Source organism: Streptomyces sp. NPDC060049 (assembly GCF_042736715.1).
In the GTDB taxonomy this organism is placed as follows: Bacteria; Actinomycetota; Actinomycetes; order Streptomycetales; family Streptomycetaceae; genus Streptomyces.
The window spans coordinates 374,865-396,280 of sequence record NZ_JBHWVV010000007.1 but is presented as its reverse complement, the minus strand read 5'-3'; the positions used below and the strand labels follow the sequence as shown (position 1 = coordinate 396,280).

The following is a 21,416-nucleotide window of genomic DNA, read 5'->3' as shown; positions in this document are numbered from 1 at the left end:
CCACCACGTCCGGCCCGTCCGGCCTGACCACCACGTCCGGCCCGTCCGGCCTGACCACCACGTCCGGCCCGTCCGGCCTGACCACCACGTCCGGCCCGTCCGGCCTGACCACCACGTCCGGCCTGACCGCCGCGGCAGGCACGCCGGCCGCGCGGGCGGCCAAGGTTGACGGCGCCGGACGCGGGCTGGTCGGTCTGCGCGAGCGGGTCGCCGTGTACGGCGGGGACTTCGACGCCCGCCGCCGGCTCGGCGGCGGCTACCGGGTCCGCGCCCGCCTCCCGCTGGAGCGGCCGTGATCACGCCCGGCGGGCCGACCGCCCCGGCGCATGGGCCCCGGGTGGTCATCGCCGACGACCAGGAACTCGTCCGCACCGGATTCCGGATGATCCTGACCGCCCGGGGGATCGATGTGGTGGGGGTGGCCGCCGACGGGGTGGAGGCCGTAGCGGAGGTCAAGCGCCTGCGCCCGGACGTCGTCCTGCTCGACATACGCATGCCCCGCCTGGACGGGCTGGAGGCTGCCCGGCGGATCCTCGCCGAAGCCCCCGAGTGCCGGGTGATCATGCTGACCACCTTCGACCTCGACCAGTACGTCTACGCCGCCCTCGCCGCCGGAGCCAGCGGGTTCCTGCTCAAGGACGTCACCCCGGAGTACCTCGCCAACGCCGTACGCCTCGTCAACACCGGAGACGCGCTGCTCGCCCCCTCGATCACCCGCCGACTGGTCGAGCGCTGTGCCTCGGCCTCCGCCGCGCGAGGCGGTGGCGCGGCCCCGGCGCCCCACCCCGACCTGGACGCCCTCACCCCCCGCGAGAGGGAGGTGCTCACCCTCATGGGCCACGGCCTCTCCAACACCGAGCTGGCCCGGGAGCTCACGCTCAGCGAAGCCACGGTCAAGACCCATGTGGCCCGCATCTTCGCCAAGCTGACCCTGCGCGACCGCGCGCAGGCGGTCGTCCTGGCTTACGAGACCGGCCTGGTCACGCCCGGCTCGCAGCCCTAGGCCGCCGGGGGGCCGGCCTGCGCCAGGAGGTGCAGGCGCAGGGCGAGCTGGAGTTCCAGCGCCCGGGCGGGGGTATTCCAGTCCTCGCCCAGGAGCCGGCCGATCCGGTCGAGGCGCTGCACGACGGTGTTGACGTGGATGTGCAGGGCGTCCTTGGCCCGGGAGAGGCTGGCTCCGTGCGCGTAGTAGGCCCGGAGCGTCTGGACCAGCTCGGTGCCGCGCTGGGCGTCGTAGTCGATGACGGGGCCGAGCACCTGGTGGACGTACCCGCCGACGTCGCCGTGGTCCCCGAGCAGGAGCCCGACGAAGCCCAGGTCCGGGAGGGCGGCGCCCTGGCCGGTGTGACCCAGGGCGTGCAGGGCCTCCAGGCAGCGCACGGCTTCCGCGTACACGCCGGGCAGGCCGCCGGCGTGGTCTGCCGGGCCGGCGGAGCCCACCGTGACGGGCGCGCCCAGGGCCTGCCCCAGCTCGGCCGCCAGGGACCGCGCGAGGTTCCCGGGCCGCCCGGCCGGGGCGAGGAGCACGGTGTGGCCCTCGTGCGGCCCGGCCAGGCCGTCGAGGGCGCGGGCCCGGCGGGCCGCCTCCGCCGCCAGGCGGGGCCGCAGGGCCGCGTCGCAGCGCAGGACCAGGACGGCGTGCGGGCGCGCGAGGTTGACGCCGAGTTTGCGCGCCCGGATCATCTGGCTGCCGGGGTCGCGGGTACGCCCGGGACTCTCGGGGGTCAGGAGATCGCTGAGGAGCTCACCCCGGACCCGGTCCTCGGCGTGGGCCACCGACCGCCGCAGGAGCAGCAGGAGAGCGGTGACCAGGCCGGTGCGCTCGAACAGCCGCCGGTCGGTGTCCGAGAGGTCGGCCCGACCGGTCAGGGCGATGCTGCCGAGGAGTTCGGACCCGGCGAGGACCGCGCAGACCCACACCCCGTCCACCGGAACGGCCCGGCCTCCCGAGCGCGAGGCGGCCACGCCCTGGACGGGCGGGCCGATCGGTTCGCTGGCGACCCGGGCCAGCTCGGTGCCCTCGGCGTCGTGCACCACGAGCCCGCCGCGCAGCAGAGCGGCGACCTCCCGGGCGACGTCCGTGACGTCCCCTCCCCGCAGGACAAGGTCGGTCAGCCGGTCGTGGGTCTCGGTGGCCAGTCGCACGGCCTCGCTGTGGGCCCGGACGGTCTCGGTCGCGGAGTTGAGCTCGACCAGGGCCGTACGCGTCTCCTCCAGCAGTCGGGCGCCGTCGATGGCGACGGCGGCGTGGTCGGCGAGCGAGGAGAGCAGCGCCACGGCGTCGGGCGCGAAGTCGCGCACCGACCGGTCGGCGGCGTAGAGCACCCCGATGACCCGTGAGGCGACCCGCAGCGGGACGCCGAGGATGCCCCGCAGCCCCTCCTCGCGCACCCCGGAGTCGATGGTGCTGGTGTGGCGGAACCGGTCGTCGGCGCGGTAGTCGGCGCTGGCGTACGGGCGGGCCGTCTGGGCGACCAGGCCGCCGAGCCCTTCGCCCATGCCCAGGCGCAGCTGCTGGAAGGCGGCCGACACGGAGCCGTCCGTGACCCGCATGAAGGTGTCGCCCACGACGGGGTCGTTGAGCGTGAGGTAGGCGACGTCCGTGCCCAGCAGTGTCCTGGCCCGCCGCACGATGGCCCGTAGCACCGCGTCGAGGTCGCGCAGCGCCGCGAGGTCGCCGGCCGTGTCGAAGAGGGCGGTCAGCTCCGCCTCGCGGCGCCGGTGCTGGTCGAGGGTGCGGCGGATGCCGAGGGCCACCCCGGTCGCCTCCTCCACGAGGGCCTGCTCGTCCGCCCCGGCCCCGCCGGTACGGGCCAGCGCGCCGGGCCGGGAGAATTCCTCGACGGGCGCGCCCTGGGCGAGCAGGTCCAGGAGCCGGCGCAGCGCGGCCGCCGCCCGGTGCCCGGACACGGGCTCGGTGGATTCGTTCACGGGGGCCATGCTGGCAGCCCTTCGGTGCGGGGGTGGTGAGCGGGTCCGCCCGCCGTACCCGGAACGGACGCGGCGGGCGGACCCGAGGGTGGAATCGAGGGGGTACGGGGCTGAGGGGCCGGTTCTGAGGGTCCGGGGTCAGGTGGTGCGGGCCGGGTCGGAGGCCGGGGCCGCGGACCGGACCGGGTACGCGCTGCCCGCGTCCGCCGTCGCCTTCGGGACCGACAGGTCCCGGCCGCGGGTCTCGCGGGCCAGGGCAACGGTGATGGTGGTGACGACGGCGGCCGCGCAGAGGTAGACCGAGACCGGCACCGAGGAGCCGTAGTCCTTCAGCAGCTCGACGGCGATGATCGGTGCCAGGGCTCCCGCGAAGATCGAGGCGAGCTGGGAACCCATCGAGGCCCCCGAATAGCGGACCTTGGTGTCGAACATCTCGGAGATGAAGGCGGCCTGCGGCCCGTACATGGCGCCGTGCAGGAGCAGCCCGGCGGTGACGGCCGCCGTGATGACGACGAAGGACTTGGAGTCCACCAGCGCGAAGAACGCGAAGGCCCACACGGCCATGCCCGCCGAACCGATCAGCGTCACCGGCCGGCGCCCGATCCGGTCCGACAGCGCGCCCCAGGCGGGAATGGTGACGAAGTGGACGGCCGAACCGATCAGGAGCGCGTTCAGCGCGGTGGTCTTGGCGAGGCCGAGGTGGGTGGTGACGTAGACGAGGAGGAAGGAGGTGAGGACGTAGTACGAGATGTTCTCGCCGAACCGGGTGCCGATGGCGGTCAGGACCTGCCGCCAGTCCTTGCGGAACACCTGGACGACGGGGGCCCGCTCCTCCTCGGCGGAGTTCGCCGCTTCGGCCCGCGCGGCGAGGAAGACGGGCGACTCGGAGACGGACAGGCGGATCCACAGCCCGACCACCACGAGGAGGCCGGAGAGCAGGAAGGGGACGCGCCAGCCCCAGGCCAGGAACGTGGCGTCCGACTGCACGGCGGCGAGCAGCGCGAGCACCCCGGTGGCGAGCAGGTTCCCCCCGGGAGCCCCGGACTGCGGCCAGGAAGCCCAGAACCCGCGGTGCTCGGGCCCGCCGTGCTCGGAGACGATCAGCACGGCCCCGCCCCACTCGCCGCCCAGCGCGAACCCCTGCACCAGGCGCAGCAAGGTCAGCAGGATGGGGGCGCCGATGCCGATGCTCGCGTGGGTGGGCAGGAGCCCCATCGCGAAGGTGGCCCCGCCCATCATGACCAGGCTGAGCACCAGGAGCTTCTTGCGTCCGACCTTGTCCCCGAAGTGCCCGAAGACCACCCCGCCCAGCGGCCGGGCCAGGAACCCGATGGCGTAGGTGAGGAAGGCGATCAGGGTGCCGGTGAGCGGATCGGCGGTGGGGAAGAACAGCTTGTTGAACACCAGGGCCGCGGCGGTCCCGTAGAGGAAGAAGTCGTACCACTCGATGGTGGTTCCGATGAGGCTCGCGGCGACGATGCGTCTGATGCCGGACGAAGCCTTCGGGGCCGTTGCGGTGGAGGCCATGTGCACCACTTCCAGGGTGTCTGCGGGGACGTCGGGTGTGGGCACAACGTAGAAGTCCCCAGGTCAACGGCATATGTGGCCGGTCATCACAATCAACCCCGCATGAGTGTGCCAGACCACCACACGGCCCGAGCCGATCCCCTCGGACCACTCCGGAAGCGGAAGGGAAACCCCTGTCGGAATTGCAGAGTGGGCATGTTTTGGGGGTGCGGTGCTGGTTCCCGTGCTGTTTGGTGCTGGTTCGATGACACCTGAAACCCCACGTCACCACCCCTCGCAACCCGCGCCGTGCTGATTCGGCGCTGGTCACGCAGTGTTGAGCACTACGCGATATCGGCGCTCGCCGGGGGAGCGCTGTGCCCAAGAAGTGCGGTTGCTGTCGCGAGGGGATCTACGGGCCGCACCCTTGTGTGCGGCCGACAAAGCGGTCCTGTCGGCCCTTGGGGAGTGCGAGATTCGTGCGGTCCGGCGGCGAGGTGAACCGCCGCGTCGCCAGACGCGTTCCCGATCGGTGCTTCAAGAGCTCGAAGAGTTCGGCGAAGTGGTGGAGACTCTCACTGCCGACCTGCGTGGGCCAGGTCGTGGCGTCCTGCGTGAGCTGGTGGGCCAGCCCGACGGAACGGATCGATTGGGCCTGTCGGCACAGCGCCCTCGGTACCCTCACCGCCTGCGAACGCGAGGTGCTCGAACTCCTCGCCCGCGGCATGGCAACGCCGAACTCGCCACCCACCTCACCCTCTCCGAAGCCACCGTCAAGACCCACGTCGTCCGCATCCTCGCCGAACTCGGCCTGCGCGAACGCGCCCAAGCCGTCGTCCTCGCCTACGAGACCGGCCTGGTCGCCCCGGCCCCGCCGTCGAGGTGCCGCACTGACGGCAGTCGCGCGGGCACAGCAACGCCACGCTCAGCCGGGCGGCGGCACGACCAGCGTCGAACGCCGCACCACCAGCTCCGGCTCGAACACGACTTGTCGGTGCCGGTGGGCCGCGCCGCCCAGGCCGGTCTCCTCGGCGAGCATCTCGGCCGCCGTCCGCCCCATCGCCTCCGCGGGCTGGCGCACCGAGGTCAGCGGCACCGCGGCCGCCGCGGCGAACTCGATGTCGTCGTAGCCGACGATCGCGAGGTCCTCGGGTACCCGCAGGCCCGCGGCGAACGCGGCCTGCAGCATCCCGAGGGCCAGCAGATCGTTCGCGCAGAACACCGCGGTCGGTCTCGGCAGCATCCCCAGCAGGCGGGCGCCGGCGTCGCGGCCCGCCGCCACGTCCAGCCCGTCCACCTCCAGGTCCAGCAGGACGGCGTCGCGGCCGGCCAGCGCCTGCAGCGCGCCGCTGCGACGGTCGGCGACCTGCTGCAGCCGGTGGCGGCCGCCCGCGAACGCGATCCGTCGGTGGCCGTTCGCCAGCAGGTGCCCGGCCGCCAGGGCGCCGCCCCCGACGTCGTCCACCGACACCGAGCAGGCCTCCAGCCCCGGGGCGAGCCGGTCCACCAGCACGAAGGGCACGCCGCCGCGACGGAGCGCCGCCGCTCCCGACCCCTCCGCGTCGGCCGGGGTCAGCAGCACCCCGCGCACCCGCTGCTCCGCGAAGAGGGCGAGGTAGTCCGCCTCGTCGGCGAGCCGCTGAGCGCTGTTGCAGACCATCACGACCAGGCCCGCCGCGCGCGCCGCCTGCTCGGCCCCGCGCGCCACGGAGACGAAGAACGGGTTGCCCAGGTCGAGGACCAGCAGACCGATGATCCGGCTGCTGCCGGAGCGCAGCTGGCGCGCCGACTCGCTGCGTACGTAGCCGAGCTGGTCGATCGCGGCACGGACCCTGGCCCTGGTCTCCTCGCCGACCGTCTCCGGCCGGTTGATCACGTTGGAGACCGTGCCGACCGACACACCGGCCGCCCGTGCCACGTCCTTGATGCTCGCCGCGCCGCCCATGTCCCACCATTGAAAAGTTTCACCGGCTCCGACGGCCGACCCGGAGATCAGGTTACGACGTCACACCAACAGCTCCCCGCCGGTGCCTTGACGCTTCCCGCGGTCCCACCTACCGTCTGGCTGAAACGATTCAGATCGTGGGAGGTGCTCCGGTGGCCGACCGATCCGCCGTGAAGGACGCCCTTCGGGCCCAGCGCATCGAGACGCCCTCGTGGGGCTACGGGAACTCGGGAACCCGCTTCAAAGTCTTCGCCCAACCCGGCGTGCCGCGCGACCCGTTCGAGAAGCTCGCCGACGCGGCCCAGGTGCACGCCGCCACCGGCGTCGCCCCGAAGGTCTCGCTGCACATTCCCTGGGACCGGGTCGAGGACTACGGCGCGCTGTCCGCCCACGCCCGCGAGCTCGGGCTGGAGATCGGCGCGATCAACGCGAACGTCTTCCAGGACGAGGACTACAAGCTCGGCTCCGTCACCCATCCGGACCCGCGGGTGCGCCGCAAGGCTCTCGACCACCTGCTGGAATGCGTCGACATCATGGACGCCACCGGCTCGCACGACCTCAAACTATGGTTCTCCGACGGCACCAACTACCCCGGCCAGGACGACATTTCGGCCCGCCAACAACGCCTCTCCGACGCCCTGTCAGAGGTGTACGGGCGGCTCGGCGACGACCAGCGGATCCTGCTGGAGTACAAGCTGTTCGAGCCCGCGTTCTACACCACGGACGTCCCGGACTGGGGCACCGCGTACGCGCACTGCCTGCGGCTCGGGCCCAGGGCCGCGGTCGTCGTCGACACCGGCCACCACGCCCCCGGCACCAACATCGAGTTCATCGTCGCGTTCCTGCTGCGCGAGGGGAAGCTCGGCGGTTTCGACTTCAACTCCCGCTTCTACGCGGACGACGACTTGATGGTCGGCGCCGCCGATCCGTTCCAGCTGTTCCGGATCCTGCACGAGGTCACCGGGAACGGCGGCTTCGCCCCCGAGGCCGGCGTCGCGTTCATGCTCGACCAGTGTCACAACATCGAGGCGAAGATCCCTGCGATCATCCGCTCGGTGATGAACGTCCAGGAAGCCACGGCCAAGGCCCTGTTGGTCGACCGCTCGGCCCTGGCGGCCGCTCAGAACGCGGGCGATGTACTCGGCGCCAACGAGGTGCTGATGGACGCCTACGCCACCGACGTCCGTCCGCTGCTGGCCGAGGTCCGCGCCGAGGCCGGGCGGGACCCGAACCCGGTCGCGGCCTACCGGGCCGGCGGCTGGGCCGAGAAGATCGTCGCCGAGCGGGTCGGCGGCGCCCAGGCCGGATGGGGGGCTTGACCCGTCTGCCACGCGGGCCGGCCCGCACCACCTCGTACCCACGGGCCGGCCCGCACCCTCCTCGCGCACCCCCACGAGAGCGCCACCGCCACCAGACAAGGAAGCTGCTCCCGCCATGGCCCAGCACCCCGTCGTCGCCGCCCTCCTCGCCCGCTCCCACCGGCTCGGATCGGATCCGCGCAACACCAACTACGCCGGCGGCAACACCTCTGCCAAGGGCGCAGCCACCGACCCCGTCACCGGGCAGCCCGTCGACCTGATGTGGGTGAAGGGCTCCGGCGGCGACCTCGGCACCCTTGCCGAGGCGGGCCTGGCCGTGCTGCGACTGGACCGCCTGCGGGCCCTCGCCGACACCTACCCGGGCGTGGAACAGGAGGACGAGATGGTCGCCGCGTTCGAGTACTGCCTGCACGGCAATGGCGGCGCGGCTCCGTCCATCGACACCGCCATGCACGGTCTGGTCGACGCCGCGCACGTCGACCACCTGCACCCCGACTCCGGCATCGCGCTCGCCACCGCAGCCGACGGCGAAAGGCTCACCGCCGCCTGCTTCGGCGACGCCGTGCCGTGGCTGCCCTGGCGCCGTCCCGGCTTCCAACTCGGCCTGGACATCGCCGAGATCAATCGGACCCACCCGCAGGCCGTCGGCTGCGTCCTCGGCGGTCACGGCATCACCGCCTGGGGCGCCACCAGCGAGGAGTGCGAGGCCAACGCCCTGCACATCATCCGCACCGCCGAGGCCTTCCTGGCCCGCCACGGCAAGGCCGAGCCGTTCGGCCCGCAGCTTGACGGCTACCAAGCCCTGCCAGAGGCCGAACGCCGCCGGCGCGCGGCCTCGCTCGCCCCCGTCATCCGCGGTCTGGCCTCCACCGACCTCCCGCAGGTCGGCCACTTCACCGACGCCGCGCCCGTGTTGGACTTTCTCGCCCGCGCCGAGCATCCCCGCCTGGCCGCCCTCGGCACCTCCTGCCCCGACCACTTCCTGCGCACCAAGGTCGCCCCGCTGGTCCTCGACCTGCCCGCCACCGCGCCCCTGGACGAGACGATCGCCCGCCTGCGGGAGCTGCACACCGACTATCGGGCCGGCTACCGGGCCTACTACGAGCGGTACGCCACCGCGGACTCGCCCCCCATGCGCGGCGCCGACCCGGCGATCGTCCTGGTCCCGGGCGTCGGCATGTTCTCCTTTGGCAGGGCCAAGCAGACCGCCCGCGTGGCCGGCGAGTTCTACCTCAATGCGATCAACGTGATGCGCGGCGCGGAGGCGGTCTCCGGCTACGCCCCGATCGAGGAGCGCGAGAAGTTCGCCATCGAGTACTGGGCACTGGAAGAGGCGAAGCTGCGGCGGATGTCCGCGCCCAAACCGCTGGACACCCGCGTCGCCCTGGTCACCGGCGCCGGCTCCGGCATCGGCAAGGCCATCGCGCACCGCCTGGCCGCCGAGGGCGCCTGCGTCGTCGTCGCCGACGTCAACACCGCCACCGCCCGGGCCGTCGCCGACGAACTCGGCGGCCCGGACCGGGCCGTGGCCGTCACCGTCGACGTCACCTCCGAGGAGCAGATCGCCGAGGCGTTCCGCACCGCGGTCCTCGCCTTCGGCGGTGTCGACCTGGTGGTCAACAACGCGGGCATCTCCATCTCCAAGCCGCTGCTGGAGACCACCGCCGATGACTGGGACCGGCAGCACGCCATCATGGCCCGCGGCTCCTTCCTCGTCTCCCGGGAGGCCGCCCGCACCATGATCCGGCAGGGCCTGGGCGGCGACCTCGTCTACATCGCCTCGAAGAACGCGGTCTTCGCCGGCCCCAACAACATCGCGTACTCCGCCACCAAGGCCGACCAGGCCCACCAAGTTCGGTTACTCGCCGCCGAGTTGGGCGAACACGGAATCCGCGTCAACGGCGTCAACCCGGACGGCGTGGTCCGCGGCTCGGGCATCTTCGCCAGCGGCTGGGGCGCCCAGCGCGCCGCCACCTACGGCATCGCGGAGGAGCAGCTCGGCGCGTTCTACGCCCAGCGCACCCTCCTCAAGCGCGAGGTGCTGCCCGAGCACGTCGCCGCCGCCGTCTTCGCCCTCACCGGCGGCGACCTCACCCACACCACCGGCCTGCACATCCCCGTCGACGCCGGCGTCGCCGCGGCCTTCCTGCGCTGAGGCGGCCGTGACGCCCCGCACCCCACCCACCCCGGCCGCCTTCGCCGCGGCGGACCTCGGCGCCACCAGCGGACGGGTGCTCGTCGGCCGGGTCGGCCGTGACCGCCTCGACCTGACCGAGACCCACCGCTTCGACAACACTCCCGTCCAACTCCCGGACGGGTTGCACTGGAACGCCCTCGGCCTGTACCAAGGCGTCCTGGAAGGCTTCCGCGAGGCCGCCGCGCGCTGGGACCTCGCCTCCGTCGGCATCGACAGCTGGGCCGTCGACTACGGGCTCCTCGACGCCGACGGCGCGCTCCTCGGCAACCCGTTCCACTACCGCGACCCGCGCGGCGCCGCCGCCGTCCAGGCCGTCTGGTGCCGCCTCCCGGCCCGTGAGCTGTACCGGATCACCGGCCTTCAGCACCTGCCGTTCAACACGATCTTCCAGCTCGCCGCCGAGAAGCACCTCGACCGCGCCCGCACCCTGCTCCTGCTGCCCGACCTGATCACCCACTGGCTCACCGGCACCGTCGGCGCAGAGGTCACCAATGCCTCCACCACGGGCCTGTACGACGCCCGCACCGGCGCCTGGTCCGCCCCGGTCCTCGCCGCGCTCAACCTGGACCCGGCCCTCCTGCCCGCACTGCGCCGCCCCGGCGACCACGCCGGCACCGTCCTTTCGCACGTCGCCGCCGCCACCGGCCTGCGCCCCGACACCCCCGTAGTCGCGGTCGCCTCCCACGACACCGCCTCCGCGGTCGCCGCCGTCCCCGCCGGCACCGAGGACTTCGCCTACATCTCCTGCGGCACCTGGTCGCTCGCCGGCCTCGAACTCGACGCGCCCGTCCTCACCGACGCCTCCCGCGCCGCCAACTTCACCAACGAACTCGGTATCGACGGCACCGTCCGCTACCTGCGCAACGTCATGGGCCTGTGGCTACTCAGCGAGAGCCAGCGCACCTGGCGCGCCCGTGGCGAGGGGCACCACCTGCCCGAGCTGCTCGAACGCGCCGCCGCCGCCCGCCCGTTCGCGGCGCTCGTCGACCCCGGCGCCCCCGAGTTCCTCGCCCCCGGCGACCTGCCGGCCCGCCTCGCCGAGCACTGCGCCCGCACTGGCCAGCACCTGCCCGAGGACCAGGGCGCCGTCGTCCGCTGCATCCTGGAGAGCCTGGCCTTGGCGCACCGTCACACCCTGTTCCAGGCCGTTCATTTGACCGGTCGCGCGATCCGCGCCGTGCATCTCGTCGGCGGCGGCAGCCGCAACGCCCTGCTGTGCCGGCTCACCGCCGACGCCACCGGCCTGCCCGTCATCGCCGGCCCCGCCGAGGCCACCGCCATCGGCAACATCCTCGTCCAGGCCCGCACCCACGGCCTGGTCGAGGACCGCGGCGCCATGCGTCGCCTGGTCGCCCGCACTCAGCGCCTGCGGCGCTACGAGCCCGCCGGAGACATCCGCGCGTGGGACGTCGCCGCCGCCCGTGTGGGGCTCGCCTGACCTGAGCTGCACGGCATGGACGCGGTGTCACCTCCCGTCGTCCAGACTGTGACGGTCGGTCAAATATTGCTCAAGTTCGAATGGTTGTGGATCCTCATTCTGGAAATACTCCATTTACCGAAGGGCAACGTGCTGGCCGTCAGGTGGCCGGGTGCGCATACTCCCGATGCGATCGCGCGACCAGCGGCTGCCCTTCGTGTCATCCCCGACCTCGCTGTCATTGCTGTGAGCTGCCCGTACGCCGTCACCAGGACTCCGAACAGCGAGGCCCTGCGTCGACCGAAAGTCGCGCCGCAAAACAATTGCGGGCGGCCCGAACAGGTTGAGAAAAAAAGCCTGTTCGGCTCTCGAAGCCATTTCTCAGAGTTCGGAGGGTTTCCATGCGCACGCGTCGCCGCAGATCCCTGCGTCTCCTGGTGTGCCTGGCACTGTCACTGTCCGCAGTGCCGCTGGCCGTCCTCGCCGCGCCTCAGGCCGGCGCTGCCGACGGGCCGACCGTGTGGATCCTGGACGCCACCGACCGGCCCTTCACCTCGACCACCCCGCCGGGCTGGGCGCCGACCGGGATCGAGCTGTACGCGGCCCGCAACGCCTACGAGGGGGCGCAGATCCTGGTGCGGTCCGGTTCGGCGCAGACCGGGGTGTCCGTCACCTCCGGGGCGCTGACCGGCCCCGGCGGCGCGTTCATTCCCGCCGCGAACATCACCACGCGCTACGAGTACAACCACCCGAACATCCAGAAGGTCGGCAACGTCCAGAACCCGCCCGACGGTGGGATCGCCTACTACGACGCGCTGATGAACAACAGTCCGCAGTCGGTGGCGGCGAACACCACGTACGCCGCCTACTACCAGGTCTACGTGCCGGCCGGTCAGGCGCCGGGCGTCTACATCGGCAGCGCCAGGGTGAACAGCAGCCTGGGCGCCGTCACGGTGCCGGTGTCGGTGACCGTGTACAGCGCCACGATCCCGCCGACCTCGCAGTCCACGTTCAAGATGAACAACTGGTTCTCCTCGGCGGGCTGGGACTACGCGGGCACTGAGGCGTCGATCCCGAACGAGTACGGCGTGCAGATGTACGACGCCAACTGGTGGACCGTCGAGGCCAACATCGCGGCGAACATGGCGCGGCACCGGAACAACGTGATCTACGCCGACGCGGTGGCCCTGCTGATCCCGGACACCACCGTCGACGCCGCGGGCCACTTCACCTTCGGCTGGTCCACCTTCGACCGGTTCGTCAACCTCTTCGTCAGCGCCGGGGCCATGCAATACCTCTACACCCCGACCCTGCTGGAGCCGCCCGCCTTGGATCCGTACCTCGACACCCTGGTGCCGGCCAACGGCGTCAGCGGCGCGGTCAAGCACGCGCTCTGCCGGCCCAACTCCGCTCCGGCCAATGGCTGCCCGGACACCAACAACTGGTTGAACCAGTTCTTCCCGGCGCTGAAGGCGCACCTGGATGCCAAGGGCTGGACGAACAACTTCTACATGAGCGCCCTGGACGAGCCCACCACCACGCAACAGGCCACGGCTGCCAACTGGCTCTACACCCTCTACGAGCAGTACTTCCCTAACCCGCGTACCAACGAGGCGCAGCTGACCGCCTTCACCGGGGACGCGGCTCACCTGTCGACGCAGACCCCGCTCTCGTCGAACTACGACGCGAACGTCGCGCTCTATCAGAGCTACCGGATCAGCGGGAAGGACCTGTGGCTGTACAGCTGCATCCTCCCGCAGGGCTCGTACATGAACCGCTTCACCAGCAACTACCTCAGCGGGACCAGGCTCCTCCCCTGGCTGACCTGGAAGATCGGCGGCGACGGCTACCTGCACTGGGGCTGGAACTACTGGCACGACGGCTTCAGCGAGCCGTACCCGGCCGCCGACACCTTCAACACCCCGCAGACCGGCGACCACTGGCTGGTCTATCCGAACAAGGCCGCCTACGGCATCTACGACAGCCTCCGCAGCGAAGCTCAGACCGCGGGCCTGCAGGACTTCGAACTCCTGCAGCAGCTGGCCGCGGTCAAGCCGCAGGCGGCACGCACCCTGGCCGAGACGGTGATCACCAACCCGACGGCGTACGACACCTCCGGGTGGAACGTCGAGGGCCGGCACAAGCAGCTCCTCGACGAACTGGCCGCGGCGTCCGGTGACCTGGCGCTGCCGTTCACGGACGACTTCAGCGGCGGCGACCACTTCTGGACCCACACCCGGGGGACCTGGTCGACCAGCGGCGCCCAGTACACGCAGTCCGACGCGTCGGCGAACTGGGGGGACGTCTCCTACCTGCGCGGCCGGGGCTACACCGATGTCTCGGTCGGCGTGGACCTGCAGATCACCGGAGTGAGCTCGTCCGGCGGAAGCACCAACTGGGCTGGTCTGATGGTCCGTTCGGCCAACGGCACGGACCTGGACTCCGGCTACCTGATCGCCCAGCGGGACAACGGCCAGGTGTTCGTCTACCGCAGCGGCACAAGGATCGGCTCGGCGTCCGTGCCCGGCTACGTGTCGGGGCAGCGCACCCGCCTGCGCGTAGTGGCGCGCGGGAACGCACTGACGGTGTACTCCGGGACCGGGCAGGCGCCGGTGCTGACCGTCACCGACGCGGCGTTCACCGCAGGCGACGTGGGTCTGGTCACCGGCGGCGCCAGCGCGAACTTCTGGAACGCCCGTATCATGCCGACCTCTCTCGCCCCGGCCGAGAGTGCCGCCGTCACCGCCTCCAGCTCGTACGAGGCCGACGGCTGGGGTATCCGCTCGGCGGTCGACGGGCAGCGGCCGTCGGCGCCGAACGCTGCGGGGTGGAGCAGTTCCGGCAGTATCGCCACCAACCACACCGAGTGGGTGCGGCTGGACCTGGGCTCGACCCGGCCGGTGAGCCGGGTGGACCTCCACCCGCGCAGCGACGGGGCCAATGCCGGTCAGGGCTTCCCGGTCGACTTCACCATCCAGACCTCCACCGACGGCACGAACTGGACCACGGTCAGCACCCGGACCGGGCACGCGAGGCCCGGCGCCACGGCGCAGACCTTCCCGTTCGCGACGGTCAACGCGCGCTACGTGAAGGTGACGGGGACCAACCTGAGCACAGATCAGTTCGGCAATTTCTACATGCAGTTCGCGGAGATCGAGGCTGTCGGCGGAGATCTGGCACCGGGCCGCACGGCGACCACCTCCAGCTCGGTCGAGTACCCCAACGAGGGCTGGCTGACCGCCAACCTCACCAACGGGACCCATCACACCGACCTGTGGAACTCCTCGGGCTGGAGCAGCGCCGGGGCCGGCTCCCCGAACACCACGCAGTGGGCGCGGGTGGACCTCGGCGGCCCGTCACGGATCAGCCAGGTCACGTTGTACCCCCGCGACGACATCCCGAACACCGGGCGCGGCTTCCCGTCGGCCTTCACCGTCCAGCTCTCGACCGACGGCACGAACTGGACCACCGTGGTGTCGAGGAGCTCGTACCCGCGCCCCGGAGCCGGCGGCCTCTCCTTCGCCTTCGCCGCCACCACCGCCCGGTACGTGAAGGTCACCGGCACCACGCTCACCGCCGACCAGTTCGGCGTGTACTACATGCAGCTGGCGGGGATCGGTGTCTCATGACGAAGCACCGGATCTGCTTCCTGCTCCAGGTGAAGGCCGAACTCGGCGACGAGTACCGCGAGCGCCACGCCCAGGTGTGGCCGGAGATGCTCGATGCCCTCCGGGCCACCGGCTGGACCAACTACTCCTTGTTCCTGCGCCCGGACGGCCTGCTCGTCGGCTACCTGGAGACCGAGGACTTCGATCGCGCCCGCGAGGCGATGTCCGCCACCGAGGTCAACGCCCGCTGGCAGGCCGAGATGTCCCGCTACTTCCAGTACCTGGACGGCACGCCGGCTGACCAGGCGATGGCACCGCTGACGGAGGTGTTCCACCTGGACTGACAGTCCTGAGAGGAGGTATGTGACTCTTTGTCCTGCTCGCCGTGGTGCGGATGAGGCACAGTGAGCAGTTGGTGGGGCTAGGTGTATTGCCCTGTGAGGTTGGGGACGCGGCTGGCGGGTGGTTTGCCTGCGAGTGCGGTGTGTCCGCGGTGGTGATTGTAGGTGTGCAGCCATTGCGGGAAGGCGTCGCGTCGTTCCTGTTCTGGGCCGTGCGCCACCTCCTCGCTCTTGAAGCCGACCTCCACCCCCTCCCGATCGATCAGGAGGGGCGAAGGCGGGACGGACGGGTCAGTCCGTCAGTCGCGCGTCGCGCACCGGGATCCATTCCAGGGCCGACCGGATGCCGTCTTCCAGGGACAGCTTCGGCGTCCACCCCAGAAGCTCGGCCGCCCGGTCGCTCTTGGTGTAGCCGCCGGCCACGTCGCCGGGCCGCGGGTCGGGTAGTTCGTTCCCGTGATCGGGAACGGGCGGCCCTCCTGGTGTGCCTGGATGAGGACTCCGAGCGCGTGGCTGGGCCGCTTGAGCCGGAGACCGGTGCGCAGCTGAGGGTCGGCGCCGACGGGGTTGCCACCGTTCGTGCCGCCGGTGTTGTGCTCGCCACGGGAGCCGCCCACGGCGCCCTGGCCCACGCCCGTGGGGATGTCCGCCGGGAGAGTGGGGAATGTGCCGCGCCGACCTGCTGTCCCGGCGGTCAGCTTGTGGGCATCGCCGGCCATGCCGCTGACCACACCCACGTCGGTGCTGTTGAAGCCCCAGCCGTTCTTCCCGCCCAGTTCCCGCAGGTACCCGCCGCCTGCACCGCCCTTGCCGCCGACTTCGCTCCGATTGTGACGCGGCCATCCGCACCCTGCTGGCTGACCTGGCCGCCGTCGCGGACACCGCAGCCCTGCTGTACCTGCGCGAGCGCATGTACGCGACGCAGTGACCTGCGGCTGCGGTGTCACAGCCGGCCGGGCAGCGACCCGGCGGCCGACAGCTCCCGGGCGGCGCGGGTGATGAAGTGGCGGGTTTGCTCCAGGTTCAGGGCCTGGGCCTGGAGGTGGTCGTACATGATCCTGTACTGCTGCACGTCGGATCGTTTCTCCAGGTAGAGGTCGCTGGTGAACCGCTCCAGATACACCGTCCCCGTGGCGGCGTCTGGGAAGTCGAGGATGGAGAACTGTCCCGTGACGCCCGGATGGGCTCCCGCGCTGTGTGGGAGGACCTGCACGGTGATGTGCGGCTGCGCGCCAAGACGGTGCAGGTACTCGAGCTGTTCGCGCATGATCTGCGGGCTGCCGACCACGCGGCGCAGTGCCGATTCGTCCAGTACCACCCATAAGCGGAAAGGGCGGGCCGGGTGGTGGGCCCGGGACTGGCGGCGCAGCCGGACCTCGTGGCGCACGGTGATCTGTTCAGGGGTCGCCTGAGGGATCGTTTCCTCGATGACGGCTCGGGCGTAGGCGGGTGTTTGCAGCAGGCCGGGGATCACCAGGGGCTCGTAGGTGCGGAGCGAGGAGGCTTCGGTCTCCAGGCCGATGTAGACGGCGTAGGGGACCTCGCCGCAGGCGACCCACCAGCCCTGTTGGTCCGATTCCGTGGCCATCCGCATCAGCGAGTCGACGGCGCGCGGGTCTGTGACTCCGTAGAGGGCGCACAGGTCCCGCACATCGCGGGGCTTGATGGCGCGGCGTCCGTTCTCCAAATGGCTGATTTTGGGCTGGGAGATCAACAGGCGTTCAGCCACCTGCGTACTGGTCAGGCCACAGGCCAGGCGGAGCCGGCGCAGCTCCGCGCCCAGCCGGCGTCGTCTGACGGTCGGGTTTCCGTTCACCGCCACGGGCGGTCTACCTCCGGCTTGGGACTGACTGCCAGCCACGGGAATTGCCGCGGCCGGGCCCCGGGCGAACGTATTCGCCGCGCAGTGATGATCAACGGAGCCCTGTCGGCGAGTGTCGCGTCGCGCGAGTGCAGCCGCGAGCACTGCCCGAGGAGGTTTCACCCAGATGCCATGACCTTTCACCTATCTGGAAGCGAAGGGCTGCGCTGGTCGGGTGCGCTGCGTGGGGCCATGGTGGGGGTAGCGCGTGGCCGACAGCCGCGTCATGCAGGTTGCGTCCCGAGTCGGGCTCTGCGCGCGGGGAGTGATCTACGTTCTGGTCGGTCTCCTCGCCGTGCGGACCGGTTTCGGCGGCGGCAGTGGCCGAGGCCGACCGCGACCGGTCCGGGGCGGTGCGGACCATCGGCGAGCAGCCCTACGGCCGGGTGCTGCTGCGGGGCGGCGGGGCGGCGGGGCGGCGGCGATGGGGCTGTGGCGCCGCTCCGCCTTCCGTCGCCCTCGGGCAGGCGACGGAAGGCGGTGCCAAGCGGACTCGGCGCCTGGGCTCCCTGGGGCCGGCCGCCTTCTACCTGGTGATCTGTATCGGCGTGATGCAGACCGCGCTGGTCGGCGGGTCCGGCGGCACCCGCGCCGGTGACCATGGACGACATCTTTGCGGGTTGTCCGATGCCACGGCAGGCACCGCCCGTGACTGCGCTGCGGTCCGCGCGGCTGCTTAGCTCTGCTCGGATGCGAGTCCCGTGGCCGGCGTGGTGTCATTCCGGGCAGGAACGGCTCGATGCGTGGAGCTGGGTACGCCTGCCCTGCCCTGTGGAGGTACGGTTCCGGATCCCGCTGCTCGGCCGGGTGCCGGTCGCCGCATCCCTGTGCGCTGTGCTGCGCGTCGGTACAGGTGAGGCAGGAAGGCGTAGAAGCGGTCGGGAAGGAACACGGCGTCCGCGACGATCATCGCGCCGGAGAAGAGGGGCAGTCCCAAGAGCACTGCGATACCGATGTGCATGCCCAACAGCACGGTCAGAACGGGATACTTGAGCCTGCCGAAGAGCACGAACGGGAAGGCCACCTGCAAGAGCACCGTGACGTAACTGGCGATCGCGATCACCACCGGGTACTCGTCCACGAGGTGGGAGAGCGCGGGCCAGGGCTGGAAGAGTTCGAGGTTCAGCGCGTAGTGGAGAGCGGTGCCGCCGCCCCAGGTCGGGCCCTGGATCTTGTACAGGCCGGCCGATCCGTAGAGGAAGCAGACCTGTGCCGCGATGACGAGGATGCCGCAGTTGTGCACCACCGTGGTCAAGGTGATGCGAGCGTCCCGGAGTTGCCTTGCGTAGAAGCTCCTCACGGGCTCCGGTGCGTTGCCCGCACGGGCTGCCTTGAGCCGCTCTCGGCGTGCGTCAAGGGACCAGCGCCGACCGCACGCGGTGAGGACGAGGTAGAGGGCCATCAGCAGGATCAGGTTGTCGCCCCCGTCCGTCATGAAGATCGATCTGGCATGGAACGAGGTCACCACGACGGCGAAGAGGACGGACATGGCGCGGGTCCGCCAACCCAGCATGAACAGAACGGACGTGACGAGGGCCATCACGTAGCAGAGTTCGAAGTAGGCATGGCTGTCGGACAGGATCAGGATGCTGTTCCAGCCCGTCTGATCGAAGAGCTGTTCTGCGAGCGCCGGTGTCCAGGGGGAGCCGGGGCCCCAGATCTCGTCACGGTACGGGAACTCACGCAGCAGGAAGATCAGGTAGAGGAGCCCGTAGCCGATACGCAGGACCGACGCGGCGTACAGGGAGATCGGCCGGTCGGTGAGAAGCGCCCACAGATCGCCGATACGGTCGAGCATCCACCGGTGGGCCGTACCGGCGATCGAAGTCTCCTGTGCTGCCGGTCGGTGCGGCGTGGCTGTCGTGGAGGGGAGCTGGGGGATCTGCTCAGTTCCCATGGGAGGTCACCTTCCACCAGGGCAGGAGCCGGTCCTCGGTGGGTGCCGGCTGGTGGTTTCCGGCGGGTGCGCCGGGCGCGGCGACGGGCAGTGTGACGACCCGAAGCTGAATGAAGCCGAAAGTGCCGCCGTCGTTGTGGGCGGCGACGCGGTCCGCGGCGATGTTGCGCAGGTACGTCTGCAACATCACGGCCCGTTCCGAGCGTGCCGTGTCGCTTCCTCCGTGCGTCTCGACGTAAGAGGTCCAGGCGCGGCGCAGCAGGTTCTGGGACGTATGGCTCGGAAATGCATTGTGGTCGACTGCGGAATGGTCCAGGGCGGCCAGGTCGAACCAGGGGGTCACCTGCACCGATCCTTTGGAGTCGGTGTGCGCGGTTCTCGCCAGGACTTTTCGGTTGAAGGAGTCGGGGTCCGGAGCAAAGAGCCGCCAATTCTGTTCGAAGAGCGGGAACACCCATCCGTTGACCTGTGGGCTGTACCGCTTCGATACAGGGTTGGAGGGGGCCACATGAAGGAATACCAGGACCACATGGACCAGAGCCGTCACCAGGCAGAGGGCTACGGCGGTGTGCAGCCCTGCTTTCAGCGCACGAACGCCCATGGTCGATTTACTCGGACTGGCCGATTCGTCGTGGCACTCCTGGGGGACCGGACCGGAATCGGACCGATGAAGTTCCTGAACGTCCGCAGATTCAATTCCGCTCGACACCGCCCACCCGGTCTTTCTCATGTCTGCTGTTCGCCTGAGGTCTCTGCGACTCGCACCGACGGCGCGCGGCGGATTCGATGAGGATTCCGCCGCGCGCCGTCATCCGATGAACGGGCTCCGTGCGGCCTGCTGCCTAGCCCTCGTGGCCTTCGTGACCCTCGTGGCCCCCGGGCTTGTTGCCGTAGCCGTAGTGGTCGCCGGGCTTCCCGTCGTGGCCGTGGTCGTGGTCGTGGCCCGGCTTGCCGGGACCCTCGTCGTGGCCGTTGCCCGGTCCGCCGTGGTCCGGTCCGCCGTTGCCCGGTCCGCCGTGGTCCGGTCCGCCATTGCCCGGTCCGCCGTTGCCCGGTCCGCCGTGGTCCGGTCCGCCGGGCTGACCGCCGTGCCCGCCGGTGACGTTCCCCCCGGTCGTGTTCCCGGCTGTGTTGCCCGCGGTGTTTCCGGAGGTGTTTCCGGCGATGTTCCCCGAGGTGCCGCCGGACACGAGGTCGACGATCGGTCCGCCCAGGAGGCCACCGCCGATCAGACCCACGGTCGTACCGGTCGTCGTGCCAGCGGTCGGCGTTCCGGCGGTCGTACCAGTGGTCGTGCCAGTGGTCGTTCCTGTGGTCGTGCCAGTGGTCGTGCCTGAGGTCGTGCCTGTCGTTGTTCCGCCGGTAGCGCACCCGCCGAGGAAGATCCTGTTGTTGTTGAGCGTCACCTCGCCGTTACGGGCCAGCGCCCGGCCCTCGATGTTCGCCCCCTGATTCACGAAGATGGAGGTCAGAGCCATGATGGTGCCCACGAAGGTGGAGGTGGTGCCGAGGGTCGCCGAACTCCCGATCTGCCAGTACACGTTGCACGGCGAAGCGCCGTTCGTGAGGAGGATCCGGCTGCTGGGTGCGGTGGTCAGGGCTTCAGGAATCTGGAACACCCAGACCGAGTTGGGGTTCCCCCCGGCGTTCAGAACCAGGTCGCCGGTGAGTCCGACACCGGATGTGGCCCTGTGGACGCCAGGAAGCAGTTCCTGGCCCCCGCCGATCCCTGCCGCTAGCGGGAAGTCCGGTGCCTGGCCGCCCAATTGGCCGGCCGCCTGGTTGTACGCCACGATCAGATCGCTCTTGGCCTGAGCGGCCGCAGCGTCCGCAGGATGCACTGCGCCGAGCACCAGTCCGGGCGGAAACCCGGTGATGGCCGGGTTCGGGTGCGTCCCGAGGTCGTGGTCGAGGACCGAGGGGCCGGTGTTCGTGACTCCCTCACCTGCCAGAACGGAGTAGCTGGCAGTGGTGCCCAGCGGTACGGGTGTCGCGATGGCCATTGCCTGCGTCGGCAATCCGGCGACCATGACCGCGGCAACCGTAACGGTGACGGCCGAGGACAGCCAGCCGGAAAGAGTGCGGCGCTGAGCCGCTTGGGTTTTCAGCTTCATCAAGAGGCCATTTCCTGTGGGGGCGTGGCGTACCGGGACGTACCGTTCGCCCGGGAAGCCCGTGTGTCGCTGTCGCATATTACGCAGGAAATTTCACGCACCAACAACGGGTAAGGCGCGGAGGGGGATTAATACAAACACATTCCATGGATGAAATGGCGCTGAAAATAATCAGACTCACATTGTTGATCATCCGACATAACCCCCGAATGGGCAGGCCTCGATTAACTCACAAGGGGCAGGACCGCACACCTGCCCAGATAAATGCAACCGCCGCACA

The 21,416-nt window shown here is 70.6% G+C and carries 15 protein-coding genes and 3 pseudogenes; 9 read left to right on the top strand and 9 right to left on the bottom strand.

Annotation, left to right across the window (positions count from 1 at the left end; translation table 11 throughout):
* Positions 1 to 296, top strand: a pseudogene (locus ACFWBY_RS16300) (hypothetical protein); the annotation flags it as partial.
* Complete coding sequence (locus tag ACFWBY_RS16295) at positions 293 to 1,003, top strand: response regulator (RefSeq protein ID WP_385335218.1); 711 nt, start codon at positions 293 to 295, stop codon at positions 1,001 to 1,003. The pseudogene ACFWBY_RS16300 and the gene ACFWBY_RS16295, both read left to right, overlap by 4 nt.
* On the opposite strand, the gene ACFWBY_RS16290 is transcribed toward ACFWBY_RS16295, so the two are convergent.
* A complete protein-coding gene (locus tag ACFWBY_RS16290) occupies positions 1,000 to 2,940 on the bottom strand; it encodes a helix-turn-helix domain-containing protein (RefSeq protein WP_385335220.1) in 1,941 nt (646 codons plus the stop codon). The two genes, ACFWBY_RS16295 and ACFWBY_RS16290, sit on opposite strands and share 4 nt — an antisense overlap.
* 129 nt (positions 2,941 to 3,069) lie before the next feature.
* Positions 3,070 to 4,458 carry an MFS transporter gene (locus ACFWBY_RS16285; protein ID WP_385335221.1) on the bottom strand — a complete coding sequence of 463 codons (1,389 nt, stop codon included), beginning with the start codon at positions 4,456 to 4,458 and terminating at the stop codon, positions 3,070 to 3,072.
* A gap of 644 nt (positions 4,459 to 5,102) precedes the next feature.
* On the opposite strand from ACFWBY_RS16285, the pseudogene ACFWBY_RS16280 reads away from it, so the two are divergent.
* Positions 5,103 to 5,305 (top strand): annotated as a pseudogene (locus tag ACFWBY_RS16280) (response regulator transcription factor); the annotation flags it as partial.
* 57 nt (positions 5,306 to 5,362) lie between these two features.
* Here the strand turns inward: ACFWBY_RS16280 and ACFWBY_RS16275 are convergent.
* Positions 5,363 to 6,382 carry a LacI family DNA-binding transcriptional regulator gene (locus tag ACFWBY_RS16275; protein WP_385335223.1) on the bottom strand — a complete coding sequence of 340 codons (1,020 nt, stop codon included), beginning with the start codon at positions 6,380 to 6,382 and terminating at the stop codon, positions 5,363 to 5,365.
* A 152-nt stretch (positions 6,383 to 6,534) separates the two neighbouring features.
* On the opposite strand from ACFWBY_RS16275, the gene rhaI reads away from it, so the two are divergent.
* The 5 genes from rhaI to ACFWBY_RS16250 all read left to right on the top strand — a co-directional run bounded on the left by rhaI (position 6,535) and on the right by ACFWBY_RS16250 (position 15,267).
* Positions 6,535 to 7,701 carry an L-rhamnose isomerase gene (rhaI, locus tag ACFWBY_RS16270; protein WP_385335225.1) on the top strand — a complete coding sequence of 389 codons (1,167 nt, stop codon included), beginning with the start codon at positions 6,535 to 6,537 and terminating at the stop codon, positions 7,699 to 7,701.
* A 115-nt stretch (positions 7,702 to 7,816) separates the two neighbouring features.
* Positions 7,817 to 9,856: a bifunctional aldolase/short-chain dehydrogenase gene (locus ACFWBY_RS16265; RefSeq protein ID WP_385335227.1), complete on the top strand. Its 2,040-nt coding sequence runs from the start codon at positions 7,817 to 7,819 to the stop codon at positions 9,854 to 9,856.
* A 7-nt stretch (positions 9,857 to 9,863) separates the two neighbouring features.
* A complete protein-coding gene (locus ACFWBY_RS16260; RefSeq protein WP_385335229.1) occupies positions 9,864 to 11,336 on the top strand; it encodes a rhamnulokinase family protein in 1,473 nt (490 codons plus the stop codon).
* A gap of 380 nt (positions 11,337 to 11,716) precedes the next feature.
* On the top strand, positions 11,717 to 14,944 hold the full coding sequence (locus tag ACFWBY_RS16255) for a discoidin domain-containing protein (protein WP_385335231.1): 3,228 nt from the start codon (positions 11,717 to 11,719) through the stop codon (positions 14,942 to 14,944).
* Positions 14,941 to 15,267, top strand: a complete 327-nt coding sequence (locus ACFWBY_RS16250; protein WP_385335233.1) for an L-rhamnose mutarotase — start codon at positions 14,941 to 14,943, stop codon at positions 15,265 to 15,267. Before ACFWBY_RS16255 ends, ACFWBY_RS16250 begins: the two co-directional genes overlap by 4 nt.
* A 77-nt stretch (positions 15,268 to 15,344) precedes the next feature.
* Here ACFWBY_RS16250 and ACFWBY_RS16245 read toward each other — a convergent pair.
* The 3 genes and pseudogenes from ACFWBY_RS16245 to ACFWBY_RS16235 all read right to left on the bottom strand — a co-directional run.
* Positions 15,345 to 15,449: pseudogene (locus ACFWBY_RS16245) on the bottom strand (IS481 family transposase); the annotation flags it as partial.
* 106 nt (positions 15,450 to 15,555) lie between these two features.
* A complete protein-coding gene (locus ACFWBY_RS16240; protein ID WP_385335235.1) occupies positions 15,556 to 15,687 on the bottom strand; it encodes a hypothetical protein in 132 nt (43 codons plus the stop codon).
* Between the two features lie 520 nt (positions 15,688 to 16,207).
* The gene (locus tag ACFWBY_RS16235) at positions 16,208 to 17,086 is read right to left on the bottom strand and encodes a helix-turn-helix domain-containing protein (protein ID WP_385335237.1); all 879 of its coding nucleotides are present in this window, start codon (positions 17,084 to 17,086) and stop codon (positions 16,208 to 16,210) included.
* Between the two features lie 359 nt (positions 17,087 to 17,445).
* Here ACFWBY_RS16235 and ACFWBY_RS16230 point away from each other — a divergent pair, with 359 nt between their 5' ends.
* A complete protein-coding gene (locus ACFWBY_RS16230; protein WP_385335239.1) occupies positions 17,446 to 17,805 on the top strand; it encodes a hypothetical protein in 360 nt (119 codons plus the stop codon).
* On the opposite strand, the gene ACFWBY_RS16225 is transcribed toward ACFWBY_RS16230, so the two are convergent.
* The 3 genes from ACFWBY_RS16225 to ACFWBY_RS16215 form a co-directional block, all read right to left on the bottom strand.
* On the bottom strand, positions 17,802 to 19,022 hold the full coding sequence (locus ACFWBY_RS16225; protein ID WP_385335241.1) for an HTTM domain-containing protein: 1,221 nt from the start codon (positions 19,020 to 19,022) through the stop codon (positions 17,802 to 17,804). The genes ACFWBY_RS16230 and ACFWBY_RS16225 overlap by 4 nt on opposite strands.
* Positions 19,012 to 19,752: a DUF5819 family protein gene (locus ACFWBY_RS16220; RefSeq protein ID WP_385335243.1), complete on the bottom strand. Its 741-nt coding sequence runs from the start codon at positions 19,750 to 19,752 to the stop codon at positions 19,012 to 19,014. The genes ACFWBY_RS16225 and ACFWBY_RS16220 overlap by 11 nt, the downstream gene beginning before the upstream one ends.
* A 112-nt stretch (positions 19,753 to 19,864) precedes the next feature.
* On the bottom strand, positions 19,865 to 21,136 hold the full coding sequence (locus ACFWBY_RS16215; RefSeq protein WP_385335245.1) for an ice-binding family protein: 1,272 nt from the start codon (positions 21,134 to 21,136) through the stop codon (positions 19,865 to 19,867).
* Between the last annotated feature and the right edge of the window lie 280 nt (positions 21,137 to 21,416).

Excerpts from the sequence above, each read along its gene's own strand:
- ACFWBY_RS16285 (WP_385335221.1), bottom strand. The coding sequence starts at position 4,458 with ATGGCCTCCACCGCAACGGCCCCGAAGGCTTCGTCCGGCATCAGACGC.
- ACFWBY_RS16290 (WP_385335220.1), bottom strand. The coding sequence starts at position 2,940 with ATGGCCCCCGTGAACGAATCCACCGAGCCCGTGTCCGGGCACCGGGCG.
- ACFWBY_RS16250 (WP_385335233.1), top strand. The coding sequence starts at position 14,941 with ATGACGAAGCACCGGATCTGCTTCCTGCTCCAGGTGAAGGCCGAACTC.
- ACFWBY_RS16220 (WP_385335243.1), bottom strand. The coding sequence starts at position 19,752 with ATGAGAAAGACCGGGTGGGCGGTGTCGAGCGGAATTGAATCTGCGGAC.
- ACFWBY_RS16255 (WP_385335231.1), top strand. The coding sequence starts at position 11,717 with ATGCGCACGCGTCGCCGCAGATCCCTGCGTCTCCTGGTGTGCCTGGCA.
- ACFWBY_RS16215 (WP_385335245.1), bottom strand. The coding sequence starts at position 21,136 with ATGAAGCTGAAAACCCAAGCGGCTCAGCGCCGCACTCTTTCCGGCTGG.
- ACFWBY_RS16265 (WP_385335227.1), top strand. The coding sequence starts at position 7,817 with ATGGCCCAGCACCCCGTCGTCGCCGCCCTCCTCGCCCGCTCCCACCGG.
- ACFWBY_RS16225 (WP_385335241.1), bottom strand. The coding sequence starts at position 19,022 with ATGGGAACTGAGCAGATCCCCCAGCTCCCCTCCACGACAGCCACGCCG.
- ACFWBY_RS16275 (WP_385335223.1), bottom strand. The coding sequence starts at position 6,382 with ATGGGCGGCGCGGCGAGCATCAAGGACGTGGCACGGGCGGCCGGTGTG.